The following is a 16,851-nucleotide window of genomic DNA, read 5'->3' as shown; positions in this document are numbered from 1 at the left end:
TTATTTTCCAGCCATGCACTTGCAATTCTTCCACATTTCAGATATATTGAGTGGGTATGAAATTTCAGGGGAGAGAAGTGTCAATGGAGATCCGGGACCGGAAAGCAGCGCAGCGCCGGGCGGGCATCATGGCCCGCAGGGGTCTGCCGCAGGCAGAAAGAGCGGCGGCCAATGCAGCCATCTGTGCCCGCCTTCTGGCCATGCCCTGCTTCCAAAAGGCAGAGAATCTGCTGCTCTACGCCGCTTTTGGCGGGGAGGTGGATCTTGCTGGGCTGGCAGAGCAGGCGGCCCGGCTGGGCAAAACGGTAGCCTATCCGGTCTGTGGGGAAAACTTTACCCTGACCGCTGCCGTACCGGGGCTGGACGGCTGGGAGGTGGGGGCTTACGGCATCCGCACACCGGTTCTGGAACGGGCGGCGCTCGTCCGGCCGGAGGCGCTTGATCTGGTGCTGGTGCCCTGCACTGCCTTTGATGCGGTCTGCCGCCGGGTGGGCATGGGCAAGGGCTACTATGACCGCTATCTGCCCAGGTGCCGGAACGCCGTGGCGCTGGGCGTGGCCTTTGAGGCCCAGCGGGTGCCGGAAGCGGCTGCAGATGAACAGGACCGGCAGCTGGATGGATTTGTAACAGAGAGGAAAGTATATCGTGGAACTGATGAATTTGAGCTGTGAAGGTTTTCTGGAGGAGCTGGCCAGCAAGGCGGCGGCTCCGGGCGGCGGCGGCGCTTCGGCGCTGGTGGGCGCGGCCGGTGTGGCGCTGGGCAGCATGGTGGGCAGCCTGACCGTGGGTAAAAAGAAATATGCTGCCGTAGAAGCGGACATCATTGCCCTGAATGTCCGGGCCGAGGCCCTGCGCAAGCGGCTGGAAGCGCTGGTGCAGGCCGACGCGGAGGCCTTTCTGCCTGTTGCGGCGGCCTACAAGCTGCCGAAGGAGACCCCGGAACAGCAGGCCCACAAGGCCGCGGTGCTGGAAAAGGCACTGGACAGAGCCTGCGCCGTGCCGCTGGAGGTGATGACTGCCTGCGGTGAGGGCATCGCACTGGCCGCAGAGTACGCCGAAAAGGGCAGTGTGCTGGCCCGTTCCGATGCCGGATGCGCGGCGCTGTTCTGCAAGGCAGCCATGCAGGCGGCGGGGCTGAACGTGAAGGTCAACACCCGCCTGATGGCAGATAAAGCCCATGCGGATGCGCTGGAGGCCAGAGCGGAACAGCTGCTGGCCGAGTTTGTGCCGCAGGCTGACAGGGTCTATCAGACTGTATCAAATGAGTGAGGGGAGAAGAAAATGGCTCAGATCTTGAAGGGTGCGCCCGTGGTGGCCGCCATGAACGAAGCAAACGCCGCGCGCTGTGCTGCGCTGAAGGAAAAGGGCATCGTGCCCACACTGGCTGTGGTGCGGGTCGGCGCGCGGGAGGATGACATTTCTTATGAAAAGGGGATCGTCACCCGGTGCGGTAAGGTTGGCGTGGAGGTGCGGCAGTTCCATCTGGCGGAAGATGTTACGCAGGAGGAACTGCTGGATGTGATCCGGCAGATCAATGGGGATGCATCGGTTCACGGGTGCCTGATCTTCCGGCCCCTGCCAAAGCGGTTCGATGACCGCAGGGTCCAGGAGGCGCTTGCCCCGGAAAAGGACGTGGACGGCATCACGGACGGCTCGATGGCCGGTGTGTTCACCAATATGCCCATCGGCTATCCGCCCTGCACGGCGCAGGCCTGCCTTGAGATCCTGAAATACTACAACGTGCCGCTGTCCGGCAAACGGGCCGTGGTCGTGGGCCGCAGCCTGGTGGTGGGCAAGCCCGCCGCCATGATGCTGGATCGGGAGAACGCCACCGTGACCCTCTGCAATTCCCGCACCCGGGACCTGCCCGCCCTCTGCCGGGAGGCCGATGTGCTGGTGGTTGCCATGGGCAGGCGGGGAGCCATCGGGGCCGATTGCCTGCGGGAAGGTCAGGTCGTGGTGGATGTGGGCATCCACGTCAACGAAGAGGGCAAGCTCTGCGGCGATGTCCGCTTTGATGAGGCAGAACCCATCGTGGAGGCTGTTACCCCGGTGCCCGGCGGTGTGGGCACAGTGACCACCTCTGTGCTGGTGGGCCATGTGGTGGATGCCGCATCCGCACAGTAAAACAGAAAACAACAGGCGGTGCCAGAAATTTTCGGCACCGCCTGTTGTTCTTATACGGTTGCAAGCACGGCAAGGATGCTCTGCCAGCGGGGGTTCTGCACCTGCTGCGCGGCACGGCGGGGCGCGGAAGGCGAAACCGTGCGGGCAGGACGCTGGACGCAGTCAGCCGGCTGCGCAAAGGGGGAGGCGAGTTCGGCCTGCCAGCGGGCGGCCAGTGCCATGGCTTCAGGGCTGGATTGCAGGGTGCGGCGCTCCGTTCCGGCCAGAAAATCGCCCAGCCAGCAGAGAATGGCCGCAATGGGCAGGCAGTCGGCGGCACGGGTGGACCAGTAGTTCCACTCGCCGCCCCGGCCCACAAAGCTCTCCACGGTGATCATGGCACCTTCCCGGGCAGATTGAGGCAGGCAGGAGCGGGAGGTGCCTGCCGCGCGGCGCAGCTCCCGCAGAATGATCTCAGTACGGCCCGCGTCCAGGGTGTCATCCCGGATGCAGGCGGAAAAGTCCGCACTGTCCAACAGGTTTTCGGCCCGGGTGGGGAATTGCCCTGTCATTTCGCCGGATGCGTTGTGGCAGAGCTGCCAGCCCTTGCGGAACAGCTGGAAGTTCAGGTTGCGGCGGCCCATGGTGGAGTAAAACACCCGGGCGCGGCCGTTGGGAGACTGCCGCAGCTCCAGATAGGCATCAGCGCCGCCCAGGTCCTGTACCTTGACGATCAGGAGCAGGGAAGAATTGTTTTTCTGTGCGGACATGGCACGGTGCATCTCTTCAAAATAGCGGCTGGCATCCATAGCGGGTCTCCTCTCTGGTTTTGGATGATGTGTCGGAAACCATCCATCGGTTGTTCTCTGCCTGCATTATAGCATAGATGACAACAAAATACAACTATAAGTTTGACAAAAACCAAAATATTTTGGAAATCCGGGGATGCGCACAAACGGATTGGTTGTAAATAGAAAAGGCTTCTCCGACGGGAGAAGCCTTTTGTGGTGGCAGGATTCAATCGCCCAGCTCCCGGATCTCATTCTGGATGAGCCGCCCAGCGGCGCGTGCCAGCTGATCCATGCCCCGGATGCGGGCGAGATTTTTGCCGTAGATGCGTTCTGCATCGTGGCTGGAGCTGTCCTCGCCCATGAACACGGCAGAAACGCGCAGACCCCTGCGCCGCAGGGTGCGAACCTCAGCGGCGGCATCGTCCACACCGTAGGAGCCGCCGTAATCACAACCCAGCGGTTGTTCCGGGCTGGGCGGTACGCGGCGGCTGTCGTTGGGGGAAGCATCTGTCAGCAGGATGAGCAGATGCCGGGGTGCGGGGCCGGGGTCAAAGCTGACCAGATCGCCTGCCGCCCGCAGGGCAAGGCCGTCGCGGTTCCAGCCCGATGCAAAATACTGGTCGATCCCCTGCAGGCTTTTGTCCGCAAAGCCCTTGAGCACCCGCAGAACCGTATAGCCCCGCAGGCTGCAGAAGCTGCTGACCCGCACCGGGATGCCGCAGGCGGCAAGGCTCTGGGCCAGGATCGTGCCCTGCGCCGCAATGACCTCCTGACAGTGGAGCCGGGAAGCCGACGCGTCCAGCAGCAGGTCCACGGTGAAGGAGGGCTGATTCTCCTCCTCGGCACAGCGGAACACCCGGCTGTCGTTCAGAAGGGGAGCGCGCCAGACCCGCTCCGGGTCCAGAGCGCCGCTGCGGGCGATCCGGGCATTGGGCTGCTGGTGGACCAGAATGCAGTTGCGGATCTGCTCGGTGAGCCGGAGCACCACACTGCGGTGAAGTGCCCGGTTTTTGGCGTAGTAGGCGCGGTTGCGGTCGGCCTGCAGCTGAGCCTGCTCGGCCAGGTGCTTTGCCTCCGGTGTGGGGGCCTGTTCCGGGCTGGGCACGCCGGAGGCAAACCAGAGGCGGCACCCGAGGTGCGCCCCGGTGCAGAGCGCCTGCTCGGCCTTGCGCAGACGCTCAGGCGGGTAGAGGGAACGGCCAAAGCAGCTTTCAATGTAGGCGCGGTCCTCGGCGGCATTCTGCCGCAGGGTGATGTGGGCCAGCCGCTTGTCTGCCGTGGGGCCGGAGCCGCCCGCTTCCACGGAACCGGAGTGCTCCACGGTCAGCCGGTCGGTCTTGATCATCTGGGTGGGCAGCGTTTTGGTGGCAAGAGAGGCCAGCAGTCCCTCCAGATGCAGATGAAGCCCCACTTTGTGCCGGATCCTGCCGTCAAACAGGGCAAACCTTGCAAACAGGCCCAGCAGCTCACCCTTGAGCTGGCCGGGCTGGGGCGGTTGGGAGGGAGAAAGTGCCTCTGCCAGTCGGCTCTCGTAGGGGGTCATCACAGGCGGATGCCTGCCCTGTACGGTGCGCCAGCGGTCAGCCTGCATGGTGTAGACCAGCTGATTTTTTGCCATCCACTCCTGCCGCGAAAGCTTGTACTGGATGCCGAAGAAATAGTCCGCGTGGGCCCGGCGCAGCTCGGAAAGGACCGGGCGGCGGGGCAGCTCCAGCAGATAGACCGCGCTTTCGAGGTAGAGCCATGTCAGATCATCCAGCTGGCTCTCCCGGAGATCGCCGTCCCATGTGGCAAAAAGATCGCGGAGCAGGTCGTCGCCATAGTATTTGTGCACCAGCCCCACGACACAGTTCATATAAAAATCGATCGTGCCGTCGGTGTTGCGGGCCAGGAAAAGCGGCTCAAAGCCGTAGGCTCCCGCCGCCGCCCACACCTGATTGGCGGCCCGCCGCTCCTCGGCGGTATAACTCCGGGCATCCATCAGCGGAACAGCTTTTCAGCCGTCAGGCTGGCCGGGATGCGGGCGGCGATCACGTCCCGGATCAGCCCCTGCTCGTAGGAATCAAAGGCCTTGTTGGTGATGCCCATGTCCAGCGCAGGCCCCGCAGCCACGCCCCGGCGCATCAGGCGCAGAGCGTCCAGCATTCCGCGCAGATCCAGCGCTTTGGTGGAAATTTCGGCGCTGTCACATTTCTTTTGCAGGTCGAGGAAGAGCAGAGCAAACTGGTGCACATATTTGTCCGTCAGGTCGGCAAACTGGGCCCGCAGCAGCTTTTCAAGGTTTTCCTCCGTGATGGTGGGCATCTGGATGACTGCAAAGCGGGAAGTCAGGGCCTCGTTCAGCTCACGGGTGCCCGCATAGCCATAGTTCATGGTGGCGATGAAGCGGGTCTCTTCGGCCAGCGGGATGCGCTCGTAGCCGGGCACATCAATGGCGCGGCGGAAGTCCAGCACGGCGTGGAGGACGGCCAGGGCCTCGTTTTTGGCCATGTTGATCTCGTCCAGCACGCCGAAGCCGCCGCACTGGGCACAGCGGTAGACCGGCCCGGGCCGGAAGGTGACCGCCCCATCCACAAAGGTGTCCATGCCGATGAGGGAGGCTGCATCCATGTTCACATGGAACGAGATGTCCCATGCGGGGCGGCCAAAAGCGGCGGCCAGATTCTCGGCCAGCACATTTTTGCCGGTGGCCTTGCCGCCGGCCAGCAGCAGGTTCTCGCCGCAGAGCAGGGCCGCCAGTGCCTGCTCCCAGACCTCACGGCCATAATAGGTAAAGCCGGAAACGGGGATACGGGGGCGCAGGGCCTCGGGCAGAGCGTGGGCGGCGCGGTATTCTTCCACAGCGTGCAGCAGGTCGGGGCTGATGCCCTCCTGCCGTAATGTTTCCATCAGATCAGACATCCAAGACATCTCCTTGCGGTTGGCTTTGCCAAACCGATTTTTCAGCCTTATCATAGCACAACCGCTCCGGTTTGTGTAGGGGGCGCGGGGGCATTTTTTGCCGGATTTTTGCCCGGGAAATGCCGCAGGGTGGAACGGATCTGTGTGCTGCCGTGCGGACGAAGGAGTTTTTCGTGCCCGGGGATCGTGCGGTAGCGGATATTTTGTGGAAAGCTGTCGAAATGGCAGGTGTTCCGCGTTGTGTGTATCCACTTTTGGCTCAGAATGGTAAAAATTCCGGAAATTCGATTGACAAATCCGAATATTTATCGTATAACCTATATATGGGAACAATTCCGGAGGGAATGCGGAACTCGTGCCCCTGCCCGTTCCTGTCGGAGGAACCACGGTCTGGTTCTGGTGCCGGTGTACTTGGTTTGGTGCAGACGGTAAGTATAGATTGATTTGAAAGAGAGGAATCCCCGTTATGATGAACAATGAGATCAAAATGCCCGCTAACTTTGCTGCGATCGATGAGAACGAAATGGTGTACCTGCAGGGTGGCGCAACCACCGAGGCTACCGCTTGGGACGTGTTCCTGAACGTTGGCAAGCTGTTCAACTACATCGCCCGCGTGTTCTCCGCAGGCAGCTCCATCGTCAACAACATCAATGTTATCGTGACCACCTTCCAGACCCTGAGCACCTTCAGCCTGACCGCTAAGAACTAAGGTTTGGGCCAAAACCGAATCAGCATTTACAGGGCATCCGCTCCGGTAGGCGCGGGTGCTCTTTTTTGCTGCACAGGGCGGGAAGGCATTCGCCCCCAAATGCAGGAAAGCAGCCGTTTTTCTGCAAAGCGGGCGGATTGTCCATTGACAAGGCTCAAGAGGGTGTCGTATACTAACGGTGCCTTGCAAGAAACCCCGCATCCGCGGAATAAAAGAGGAGAGAGAATATGAAAAATAACAACAGCAGCATCAAGCCCGTTGTCGCTGTCGGTATCGGCGCGGCATTGTTCTTTGTTCTGGGACGTTTTGTGGCCATTCCCAGCCCGGTGCCCAACACCAACATCAGCCTGCAGTACGCCGTTCTGGCCCTGCTGGCTGCCATGTACGGCCCCGTGGCCGGCGGCCTGATCGGCTTCATCGGCCACACCCTCATCGACCTGTCCTGGGGCGGCAGCCCCTGGTGGAGCTGGGTCATCGCCTCCGCCTTTGTGGGCGTTGTGGTGGGCCTGTTCTCCAAGAAGCTGAACCTGCAGGAAGGCGAGTTCAGCAAGAAGCAGGTGGCTTTCTTTGCGCTGGCCAATATCGTGGCCCATCTGCTGGCCTGGATCCTGGTGGCCCCCGTGCTGGATATTGCCATCTACGCCGAGCCCGTCAAGAAGGTGTTTGCACAGGGTGCATTTGCCGCCGTGTCCAACAGTATCACCGCTGTGGTGGTGGGCGGCCTGCTGGTGCTGGCTTACACCAGAACCATCGCCAAGAAGGGCTCTCTGGATCAGGAGTGATCCCCGCATGAAACCCGGCCTTTCCATCTGCGCCGTCCGGCCCGTTGGAAAGGCTTTTTTGATGAACAGCTGAGGTACCATACCCATGGCAGAACGTAAACCCATCATCTCATTCCGCAACTTTTCCTTCCAGTACCGCGCCCAGAAGCGCCCCACCCTGACCGATATCAATCTGGAGATCTACCCGGGTGAACGGGTGCTCATTGCGGGCCCCTCCGGCAGCGGCAAGAGCACGCTGGCGGGGTGCATCAACGGGCTGAACCCGTTTTCCAACCCCGGCGCGTGCACCGGCACCCTGACCGTGGACGGTGTGGATGCGCCCCACAGCAGCATCTTTGAACTTTCGGCCCATGTGGGCACGGTGCTGCAGGACCCGGACGGCCAGTTCATCGGGCTGACCGTGGGCGAGGACATTGCCTTTGCACTGGAAAACAGCTGTACCCCGCAGGATGAGATGCACGCCATCACCCGCCATGCCGCCGAGCTGGTGGGCATCGAGAACCATCTCGGCTATGCGCCGCACGAGCTTTCGGGCGGGCAGAAGCAGCGGGTGAGCCTGGCGGGCGTGATGGTGGATCAGGTCAAGATCCTGCTCTTCGATGAGCCGCTGGCCAACCTCGACCCCGCCACCGGCAAGCAGGCCATTGAGCTGATCGACGAGATCCAGAAAAAGACGGATACCACGGTGCTCATCATCGAGCACCGGCTGGAGGATGTGCTCTGGCGGAACGTGGACCGCATCGTGCTGGTGAACGGCGGCACCATTCTGGCAGACCTGCGCCCGGACGAGCTGCTCTCGGGCAGCCTGCTGGCGGAAAACGGCATCCGGGAGCCGCTGTATGTCACGGCTCTGCGCTATGCCGGGGTGGATATCACTCCGGACAAGCACCCCGCCCATGTGGACAGCCTTGTGCTGGACGATACCGACACCCAAAAGCTCCGGGACTGGTTCACGGCCCGGCCCCGGCCCGCCGCGCAGCCGGAACGGGAGCCGCTGCTGGAGGTAAAGGGCCTGAGCTTTGGTTATCAGAAGGGCCAGCAGACCCTGCGGGATGTCAGCTTCTCGATCGGCAAGGGGGAGATGGTGAGCATCGTGGGCCGGAACGGCGCAGGCAAATCTACCCTTTCCAAGCTCATCTGCGGCTTCGAGACCCCGGATGCGGGCGAGATCTTCCTGAACGGCAAGCCGCTGGCTGAGGAGAACATCCGCCGCCGCGCCCAGCACATCGGCTATGTAATGCAGAACCCCAACCAGATGATCTCCAAGACCATGATCTACGATGAGGTGGCTCTGGGTCTGCAGCGCTCCGGCCTGACCGAGGAGCAGATCCGGGAAAAGGTGGAAGCGACCCTCAGGGTCTGCGGCTTGTATCCTTTCCGGAACTGGCCCATCTCGGCACTGAGCTTCGGCCAGAAAAAGCGGGTGACCATTGCCAGCGTGCTGGTGCTTGACCCGGAGCTCATCCTTCTGGATGAGCCCACCGCCGGGCAGGATTTCCGGCACTATACCGACATCATGGAGTTCCTGCGGGGCCTGAATGCCCGGGGTGTGACGGTGGTGATGATCACCCATGACATGCACCTGATGCTGGAATACACCCGCCGCGCGCTGGTGTTCTGCGACGGACGGCTCATTGCAGACCGCACCGCGGCCGCCGTTCTGTGTGACCCCGCGCTGGTGGAACAGGCGGCCCTGAAGGAGACCAGCCTGTACACGCTGGCCAACCGCTGCGGCATTGCGCCCGCGCAGGAATTTGTAGAGAGATTTATTGAGCAGGACCGGGAGGTGAGAGAGGGTGGCCGCTAAGACTGTTTTGAATTATCTCCCCCGGGAGAGCGTCATCCACAAGATGACCGGAACCACCAAGCTGGCGTTCTTCCTGCTGTTCACCTTTGCCAGCATGATCACCTACAACACCTGGGTGCTGCTGGGCCTGTTGGTGGTCAGCCTGCTGGCCTTCAGGCTGAGCCGGATCAAATTCCGGGAAGTCCGGTTTATGATGACCTTCATGCTGGTGTTCCTGCTGCTGAACAACCTGTTCATCTTCCTGTTCGATCCCAATCAGGGCACCACCCTGTACGGCACCCGCACGGTGCTCTGCCACCTGTTCTGGCGGTATGACCTGACAGCGGAGCAGTTGTTCTACATGGTCAACATCAGCCTGAAATATTTTGTGGCCCTGCCGGTGGCCATCCTCTTCATCTCTGCCACCGACCCCAGCGAGTTTGCTGCCAGCCTGAACAGCATCGGCATCTCGTACAAGGTCGGATATTCGGTGGCCATTGCCCTGCGCTACATCCCCGATATCCAGCGCGACTACCACAGCATCAGCCAGGCCCAGCAGGCCCGCGGCGTGGAGCTGGGCAAAAAGGAGCCCTTCTTCAAGCGGATGAAGAACTCTGTCAACATCCTGCTGCCGCTCATCCTGACCAGTCTGAACCGCATCGACACCATTTCCAATGCGATGGAGCTGCGCGGCTTCGGCAAGAACAGCAAGCGCACCTGGTATACCCAGCGCCCCTTTGCCCGGCGGGACTTCATTGCCCTGGGCGTGGGCGTGGTTCTGCTGCTCATCAGCCTGACCGTGACCATCCGCTTTGGAAGGTTCTATAACCCATTCCTCTGAACAAAAAGACATCCCCGCACTTCCTGTTTCGGCAGGCCGTGCGGGGATGTTTTACTTTTACAGACCGTTGGTTCAATGATACCGCAAGAAAGAGGGGGCTGTGTTACGCCGCGTCCACGAACTCCTCCGGATCTTCCACGGCATCGGTGATGGTCTCCTCCGCGTCATCGGAGGAGTCGGCAGGCTGCTCCGGGTGGAGCAGGGCGTTGAGCAGGTCACGGAAGTCGATCAGGCTGTCGTCCACCTGCTGATTCCGGGCCAGCAGGTCCTGCACCATGTCGGGCTTGTCGGTGATGAGGTCGTCCACGCCCAGCTCCAGCATGTGGGTGGCGACCTTTTCGCGGTCGATGGTCCAGGCAGAGACGGTCTTGCCCCGCAGATGGACGGCGTTGACCATGCCGGAGGTGATAAAGGTGGTCTCCACGCTGAAAAAGTCGGCATCGGGCAGGTCGTAGTAGTTGCCTACGCCCAGAGCCAGAATGTAGCCGGTGGGGTACTCAGGGGCCAGCGCCTTGACCTTGTGCAGGGTCTCGTAGCTCTGGGAGGTGATGACGCAGTTGGAGCTGTCGAAGCCGTATTCCCGCAGCAGGCGTACGGTCTCAGCCTCCAGAGCAGGGGTGGCGGCGCTGGGTTTGATCTCCACGTTCAGGCCGATGCGGCCCCGGCAGAGCTGCAGCACCTGTTCCAGGGTGGGAATCCGGGTGTCGGCAAAGCGGCTGCTGAACCAGCGGCCTGCGTCCAGCTGTGCCACTTCGGCGTAGGTCAGATCATAGACTTTTGCGTTTTTGCCGGTGCAGCGTTTCAGGTTTGAATCGTGGGTCACCACGACCACGCCGTCGCTGGTCATCTGCACATCCAGCTCGATGCGGTCGCCGCCCTTGAGGATGGCCGACCGGAAGGCGGGAAGGGTGTTTTCCGGGGCCACGGTGCAGTCGCCCCGGTGGAAGGTGACCAGTGGGGTCACGCCGCCCACGGCGGTGAGCAGGGCATCGTCCTGGGGCAGAGCGTAGAGGTAGACTGCCATCAGCCCGGTGGCCAGCGTGACCCCGGCCACCGCAGCGGTGAGCAGGGGCCAGCCGCCAAAGCGGTGCGGTTTGCCTTCCGGCAGCTCTTCCGGCGGGCAGTCACGGCAGCGATCGTAGAGGAATGCGATGATGGTGCACTGGGCCGTGGTGACCTTGCAGTCCAGCAAAAAGCCGAAGAAGGGGATCTCCAACAGATACAGCGCACGGGCGAGCAGCAGCATGGCGCGGGTGCTCCGCAGGCCGATCAGCGCTGCCACGCTGTAAACCAGCAGGGAAGCTCCGAAAAAGACCAGAACAGACCGGACCAGCGCACTGAGGTTCCACCGCAGCAGCACACCGGCCAGCCGGGGCAGCTGTGCCCTGACATGGGCAGCGCTCTCCTGAACGGCTTCCCACAGGCTTTTGCGTTCCAGCGTAAAGAGGGGGAGCACCAGGACCCAGAACAGGGTAAACAGGAACGCCGCACCCAGAATGAGAAGAAAAAGCGCCAGATAGAGCGGCTTTGCCCGGACAAGCCCAAGGATGTACTCCGGCACAGCCAGCTGAGAGATATAGTTGTAGGTCACGGATACATCTGTAAAGGGGATGAGCAGGGTGCAGTAAAGCAGGATTGGCCAGTTTTTGGGGAGAAGGACGTGGCGGATATCCCCCAGTGACCGAACGAACAGGGAAACAGGACGCAGTGTTTCACCCCGGCGGGCCAGTTCAAACCCATGAAGAAGGATGGAAAAGCCGTACAGGTTCCAGCACGCCGCCAGAAGGACGATGAGCACGATCCCGCCTAAAATGGTCGGTGAAGTAAAGATCTGATGCGCGTTGTTGTTGGTCAGGTAGTTCACCGGCGAGCAGCGCAGTGTCAGCGACCAGATGCCATTCATGGCGGGCAGAAACAAAAGATAGGTCAGGGCTTTGTACACCAGCACGGCTGCCAGAACGGCAGCGGAGGCCCGGTGCAGCAGGGTCAGGGCATGGTTCCGGGTATCCTTGTAGGTCCGGCGTGCCCGCGTGAGGGAGCGGAAGAGATGCTTCAATTTGGATTCCACCTCGGTACTGGGATATGGTTCTGTCATTTTACAGTAGTATATCACAAAGCCGGGAAAAATGGAAACGACACGGATCGGCAGTTTGTTCCAGAGGACACAGGCGCTTTTCAGCGGAGCAAAAGCGTGTTACAATAGGGGCAGAGTAAAACAGACAGGGGAGGAACACCCAATGCAGATCATGGATCAATTCGGTGCAGCACCGGGGGCAGAGAGCGTCCGGATGCCCGATGGCACCGAGCGGACACTGGCGGCAGAGCACGCCGCGGCCATTCTGGTCAACGAACAGCCAGCCTTCCGGGTGGTCTGCACGCCGGAGCTGCTGCCGCAGCTGGCGCTGGGCCGCCTGCTGACCGAGGGCTGGATCACCTCCGCTGACGAGGTGGAGCGGGTGGCCGTCTGCGCACAGGGGCTCAAGATAAGCGTTCAGCTGCGCCATCCGCTGGCGGCAGCGGAACAGGCCGGGCAGGAGGTGCCCAGCTGCTGCACCGATAACCTGACGCTGGCCAGCCCGGTGCAGCTGCCGCCGCTGGCTCCGGTGCCCCAGCGGGAGATCCCCGCCGCATGGGTGGATGCGCTAGCCGATGCCATGGGGCAGGGCCTGCCGCTCTACCGTGCCACCCATGCCGTGCACAGCTGCCTGCTGCTGCGTGCGGGCAAGATCTTGTACCGGTGCGAGGATCTGGGCCGCCACAACGCGCTGGACAAGGCCGTGGGCTGCGCCCTGACAGAGGGTGTGCCGCTGGCGGAGTGTGTGCTTTTTACCAGCGGCCGGGTGCCGGTGGATATGGTGCGCAAGACCATCCGGGCCGGTGTGCCCGCGCTGGTGAGCAAGAGTATGCCCACGGTACAGTCGCTGGAGCTGGCAGAGGAATATGGATTGAAACTGTTTATCCGGCAAAAGAAATGATTTCACCAAGAGGCAAGAGCTTTTGAGAGAAATTGTAGGGCTTTATTTGTGCGTATACGTTGACTAACCGGTGGAAAAGATGTTATTCTTATAACGAAGAAACCGTTCCGCACTGTTGCAGCAGGTGGAACGGCTGTTTTCGTGCCCGGGAGTTCCGGGCACAGCTGAATCAAACAGGCAGGTGATACAATTGAAGCAGGCAAATCATGCGCCGCAGTCCTTGTGGCGCAGGCGGCTGCCCGGCTATGCGGCCATGGGTGCGGCAACGCTTGCCATGGCGCTTGGCCTTGGCGGGCTGATGCACAGCCGCACCACGGTGGCCGGAACGGTTCTGCCGCTGGCAGATGCCGACGCTGCCACCTATGGTGTGAGCGCGGTGTACCAGCTGGATGACACCACGTATTATGTGGTGGGCAGCAAGCAGGGCTTCCAGAGCGAGGTGCAGGCCGGTGTGACGCTGGACCGCGACGGCAATGTGCTGGATGTGAAGATCCTGGCACAGGCCGAGACCGACAGCCTGGGTGCCCAGTGTGAGAACCCGGAGTTCACGGCCCAGTACCAGGGCGCAGCTCCCTTCACGCTGGCAGGCAAGCGCTACACTGTGACCGACCCGGCCACCGGTACGGCTTTTGCTGCCACAGGCAGCGCCGAGACCGACGCTGCCTCCGCTGAGGCCTTCGACCCCGCCGCATGGCGTGCGGGCGATACCTCCCCGGAGGCCGAGGCTACCCGGAAAATGTATGAAGCCGGGCTGACCCTCTCGGCCCTGAACGGCCAGCCGATGGACGACGCACTCATCCCCCCGATGGACAACAGTGCTGAGGCTGTGGCACGGCGCAAGCTGTACGCGGCGTGTCTGAGCAAGAGCGCGCAGGACGGCGAGGAACAGGCAGTGCCTTATGCAGACTGGTCCGCTGAAAAGCAGGCCGAGTACAAGCTGCAGGCCGCTGATCTGACCACCCAGGGCAGTGCGGCCGACACGGTCAGCGCTGACATGACCCAGGTGGATGCGCTTTCCGGTGCAACCATTACGTCCACGGCGGTCACGGACATCGTCAACAATTCTTATTTCTATGTAACCGAGGTGCTCTGCGCAGAGTGACCTCACGGAGGAATGGAAACCTATGGCAAAAACTGATTTTCTGACGGCTGACATGACCCGCCGTCAATTTATGAAGATCTCGGGCAAGAGCCTTGCAGGACTCACCCTTTCCGCATCTATGCTGTCCCTCTTTGGCTGCTCTCAGAAGCAGGTGGACGCCGGTGCTGTGGCGACCTGGGCACTGCCCCAGGGTCTGCTGGTGGTCAATGCTGACCTGTGCACCGGCTGCCAGCGGTGCGAGATCAACTGCACCCTGACCAACGACGGCGTGTGCTCTTCCTACATCAGCCGCGTCAAGATCCAGCGCCGCCTGAATCTGGACGGCGACGGCAACGGTCTGCTGTCCGGCACCGACAACTGCTTTGTCTACTTCCCGGATACCTGCCGCCAGTGCGAGGATCCCGCCTGCGGCAATGCATGCCCCCAGAAGGCCATTGTCACCAATGAGCAGGGCATCCGCGTGGTCGATACCGACAAGTGCATCGGCTGCGGTGCCTGCGTGGAGGCCTGCCCCTGGCACATGCCTACCGTCAACCCCGAGACCGGCAAGTCCTCCAAGTGCATCGCCTGCGGTGCCTGCGTGGCGGGCTGCCCGTCCGGCGCTCTGTCCATCGTGGACTGGGATGCCGTTACCAGCGCAGCACAGGCTGCTTACAAGGATCTGTAAGGAGGAACAACAATGGCTGAAACCTATGGCTGGGCAGGCAAGATCCTGCGCGTCAACCTGACCACCGGTGAGATCACCACCCAGGACGACGCAAAATACCATAAATATATCGGCGGTATGGGCATGGCCTACCGCATCATGTACGAGGAAGCTCCCATGGAGCTGGACCCCTATGACGAGAAGGCTCTGGTCATCTTTGGTGTCGGCCCCCTGACCGGTGCCGGCGTGCCCTGCTCCGGCCGTATGAACGTGACCTTCCGTTCTACCTGGTCCAAGGGCCACTCCATCATCGATGCACACATGGGCGGCCACATCGGCTCCATGCTGAAGTATGCCGGTTACGACGGCATCGTTGTCAGCGGCATCTCCGAAAAGCCCGTCTACCTGCGCATCGAGGACGGCGAAGTCTCTCTGGAGGACGCAAGCGAGATCTGGGGCAAGGGTACCTTTGCTGCCAACAAGTGGATGGTGGAGCAGAACGGCCGTGAGTTCGAGACTGCTTCCATCGGCCCCGCCGGTGAGAACCTGGTGGATTACTCCACTCTGAACACCAGCTTCGGCAACTCCGGCGGTGCCGGTCTGGGCGCTGCCATGGGCAACAAGAAGCTGAAGGGCCTGGCCATCCGCGGCACCGGCAGCGTCAAGGTGGCTGACCCCAAGAAGGTGCTGGAGCTCTCCAACTACATGATGGGCAACCTGATCGGCGGCAACAACAACCACAACGTGCCCGCACAGCCCCAGAGCTGGGCAGAGTACAGCGCCACCTCCGGCAAGAACCGCTGGTCCGGCGCTCCCGGCCGTATGTGGAAGAAGGCTCCCGGCGGCCCCGTGGATACCGGCGAGCAGCCCTACAATGATATCAACAAGGTGGCTCTGCGCTGCTTCAAGGGCTACTTCGACTTCGGCGCTCCGGCTGCGGAGTACACCGTGAAGAACGGCGGCTGCTCCTCCTGCCCCATCCGCTGCTACACTGAGTACGATGTGGATCCGCTGGCCGATTACGACCTGCCCACCCACAACTCCAACACCTGTATGCCCGTGCTGTACGGCACCCGCGTCTATCCGGACGGCGTGCACGATTTCAAGTACGAGGGCGACGGCACCATGGTCATCAACCTGGCATGGTCTCATGCTGTGGACGATATGGGCCTGTGGGACAACTACGGCAACCTGAACCGCGACCTGCTGTGGATCCTGCGGATGCCGCGTGAGGAGGCCACCAAGTACATCAGCGAGGCTGAGTACGACTCTCTGCCCTGGGAGTGGGAGAAGGCTGGCGATCCCCGCTGGGAGGTGGAGCTGATCCGCCGCATGGCTTACGGTGAGGGCGACCTGTCCGTGATCGCCAAGGGCACCCTGGCCATGATGGAGAAGTTCGGCCTGCCCAAGAGCTGGCTGGACCGCGACGATGGTGCCACCAACTCCAACCTGATCTACAACGGCTTCCCCAACCACCACGGCCCTGCTGAGGCATGGCAGGTGGGTATGCTGTACAACCTCGTCTACAACCGCGACTGCATGATCCACGAGATCGTCTGCGAGACCGGCTCCGGCGCTCCCTATGATGTGACCAAGAAGGTCATGGAAGACTTCTTCGGCGAGGGCTGCTACGATAAGGCCAAGGCCTACACTCCCATCAACGAGAACAAGGCAAAGCTGGCTGCATACTGCGTCAACGACAAGAACTTCCACGACTCTGCCACCCTGTGCAACTGGATGTGGCCCATGACCCAGTCTCCCTCCAAGGAGCGTGAGTATCACGGCGACCTGGATCTGCAGGCAGACTTTATGACTGCTGTTACTGGCGAGACCTATACCCAGGCCGATCTGCAGGAGGACGGTGCCCGCATCACCCAGATGCTGCGCGCGATGACCGCCATCAGCTTCCAGCAGAACTGCGGCAGCGCAAACCTGCGTCAGGAGCACGATGCCATCTGTGATTGGGTGTTCGATAAGGACCCCGACTTCAAGGCATTTGAGGAAGGCACCACCAAGCTGGACCGCGCCGACATGGAGAAGGCAAAGGATCTGTTCTACGACATCTTCGGCTGGGACCGCACCACCGGTGTGCCCACCCGCGAGACGCTGGAGAAGTATGATCTGGCTGACATGGCTGATGATCTGGAAAAGCGCGGCATCTACGCCCAGAACACCGCAGCAGCTGAATAAATCCCATAGAAAGAGGAACGAT

General features: G+C 61.6%; 15 protein-coding genes. 11 read left to right on the top strand and 4 right to left on the bottom strand.

Annotation, left to right across the window (positions count from 1 at the left end; all coding sequences use genetic code 11):
• Nucleotides 1–83 precede the first annotated feature (83 nt).
• The 3 genes from J3351_RS10370 to J3351_RS10360 are packed head-to-tail and all read left to right on the top strand — an operon-like array spanning nt 84 to nt 2,127.
• Nucleotides 84–671 carry a 5-formyltetrahydrofolate cyclo-ligase gene (locus J3351_RS10370; protein WP_207697695.1) on the top strand — a complete coding sequence of 196 codons (588 nt, stop codon included), beginning with the start codon at nt 84–86 and terminating at the stop codon, nt 669–671.
• The gene (locus J3351_RS10365) at nt 655–1,269 is read left to right on the top strand and encodes a cyclodeaminase/cyclohydrolase family protein (protein ID WP_156064421.1); all 615 of its coding nucleotides are present in this window, start codon (nt 655–657) and stop codon (nt 1,267–1,269) included. The genes J3351_RS10370 and J3351_RS10365 overlap by 17 nt, the downstream gene beginning before the upstream one ends.
• Nucleotides 1,270–1,281: 12 nt before the next feature.
• Nucleotides 1,282–2,127: a bifunctional 5,10-methylenetetrahydrofolate dehydrogenase/5,10-methenyltetrahydrofolate cyclohydrolase gene (locus tag J3351_RS10360; RefSeq protein ID WP_117504874.1), complete on the top strand. Its 846-nt coding sequence runs from the start codon at nt 1,282–1,284 to the stop codon at nt 2,125–2,127.
• Nucleotides 2,128–2,177: 50 nt separating this feature from the next.
• Here J3351_RS10360 and J3351_RS10355 read toward each other — a convergent pair whose 3' ends face one another.
• From J3351_RS10355 to J3351_RS10345, 3 genes are all read right to left on the bottom strand, one after another.
• Nucleotides 2,178–2,915 (bottom strand): hypothetical protein, encoded by a 738-nt coding sequence (locus J3351_RS10355; RefSeq protein ID WP_207697694.1) that lies wholly within the window; start codon nt 2,913–2,915, stop codon nt 2,178–2,180.
• 208 nt (nt 2,916–3,123) lie between these two features.
• On the bottom strand, nt 3,124–4,878 hold the full coding sequence (locus J3351_RS10350; protein WP_207697693.1) for a hypothetical protein: 1,755 nt from the start codon (nt 4,876–4,878) through the stop codon (nt 3,124–3,126).
• Nucleotides 4,878–5,798 (bottom strand): AAA family ATPase, encoded by a 921-nt coding sequence (locus tag J3351_RS10345; protein ID WP_207684097.1) that lies wholly within the window; start codon nt 5,796–5,798, stop codon nt 4,878–4,880. Before J3351_RS10345 ends, J3351_RS10350 begins: the two co-directional genes overlap by 1 nt.
• Nucleotides 5,799–6,264: 466 nt before the next feature.
• Here J3351_RS10345 and J3351_RS10340 point away from each other — a divergent pair, with 466 nt between their 5' ends.
• The 4 genes from J3351_RS10340 to J3351_RS10325 all read left to right on the top strand — a co-directional run bounded on the left by J3351_RS10340 (nt 6,265) and on the right by J3351_RS10325 (nt 9,916).
• Nucleotides 6,265–6,507 carry a hypothetical protein gene (locus J3351_RS10340; protein WP_005931949.1) on the top strand — a complete coding sequence of 81 codons (243 nt, stop codon included), beginning with the start codon at nt 6,265–6,267 and terminating at the stop codon, nt 6,505–6,507.
• Between the two features lie 227 nt (nt 6,508–6,734).
• Nucleotides 6,735–7,289 (top strand): ECF-type riboflavin transporter substrate-binding protein, encoded by a 555-nt coding sequence (locus J3351_RS10335; protein ID WP_005931943.1) that lies wholly within the window; start codon nt 6,735–6,737, stop codon nt 7,287–7,289.
• A gap of 85 nt (nt 7,290–7,374) precedes the next feature.
• A complete protein-coding gene (locus J3351_RS10330; protein WP_207697692.1) occupies nt 7,375–9,096 on the top strand; it encodes an ABC transporter ATP-binding protein in 1,722 nt (573 codons plus the stop codon).
• Entirely contained in the window at nt 9,086–9,916 is an 831-nt protein-coding gene (locus tag J3351_RS10325) for an energy-coupling factor transporter transmembrane protein EcfT (protein ID WP_156060869.1), read from the top strand. The genes J3351_RS10330 and J3351_RS10325 overlap by 11 nt, the downstream gene beginning before the upstream one ends.
• A 103-nt stretch (nt 9,917–10,019) precedes the next feature.
• Here the strand turns inward: J3351_RS10325 and J3351_RS10320 are convergent, their stop codons facing one another.
• Nucleotides 10,020–11,972: a glycerophosphodiester phosphodiesterase family protein gene (locus J3351_RS10320; protein WP_242699384.1), complete on the bottom strand. Its 1,953-nt coding sequence runs from the start codon at nt 11,970–11,972 to the stop codon at nt 10,020–10,022.
• Nucleotides 11,973–12,153: 181 nt separating this feature from the next.
• Between J3351_RS10320 and J3351_RS10315 the strand changes: the two genes are divergently transcribed.
• The 4 genes from J3351_RS10315 (at nt 12,154) to J3351_RS10300 (ending at nt 16,829) form a co-directional block, all read left to right on the top strand.
• Nucleotides 12,154–12,891 carry a formate dehydrogenase accessory sulfurtransferase FdhD gene (locus J3351_RS10315; protein WP_207697690.1) on the top strand — a complete coding sequence of 246 codons (738 nt, stop codon included), beginning with the start codon at nt 12,154–12,156 and terminating at the stop codon, nt 12,889–12,891.
• Nucleotides 12,892–13,081: 190 nt separating this feature from the next.
• The gene (locus J3351_RS10310; RefSeq protein WP_207697689.1) at nt 13,082–13,993 is read left to right on the top strand and encodes an FMN-binding protein; all 912 of its coding nucleotides are present in this window, start codon (nt 13,082–13,084) and stop codon (nt 13,991–13,993) included.
• A 22-nt stretch (nt 13,994–14,015) separates the two neighbouring features.
• Nucleotides 14,016–14,660 carry a ferredoxin-like protein gene (locus tag J3351_RS10305; RefSeq protein WP_005931925.1) on the top strand — a complete coding sequence of 215 codons (645 nt, stop codon included), beginning with the start codon at nt 14,016–14,018 and terminating at the stop codon, nt 14,658–14,660.
• 12 nt (nt 14,661–14,672) lie between these two features.
• Entirely contained in the window at nt 14,673–16,829 is a 2,157-nt protein-coding gene (locus J3351_RS10300) for an aldehyde ferredoxin oxidoreductase N-terminal domain-containing protein (protein ID WP_005931922.1), read from the top strand.
• The last annotated feature ends 22 nt before the right edge of the window (nt 16,830–16,851 follow it).

The organism is Faecalibacterium sp. Marseille-Q0746 (assembly GCF_017377595.1).
In the GTDB taxonomy this organism is placed as follows: Bacteria; Bacillota; Clostridia; order Oscillospirales; family Ruminococcaceae; genus Faecalibacterium; species Faecalibacterium duncaniae.
The sequence above is the reverse complement of the archived record's forward strand: the minus strand, read 5'-3'. Positions and strand labels throughout refer to the sequence as shown.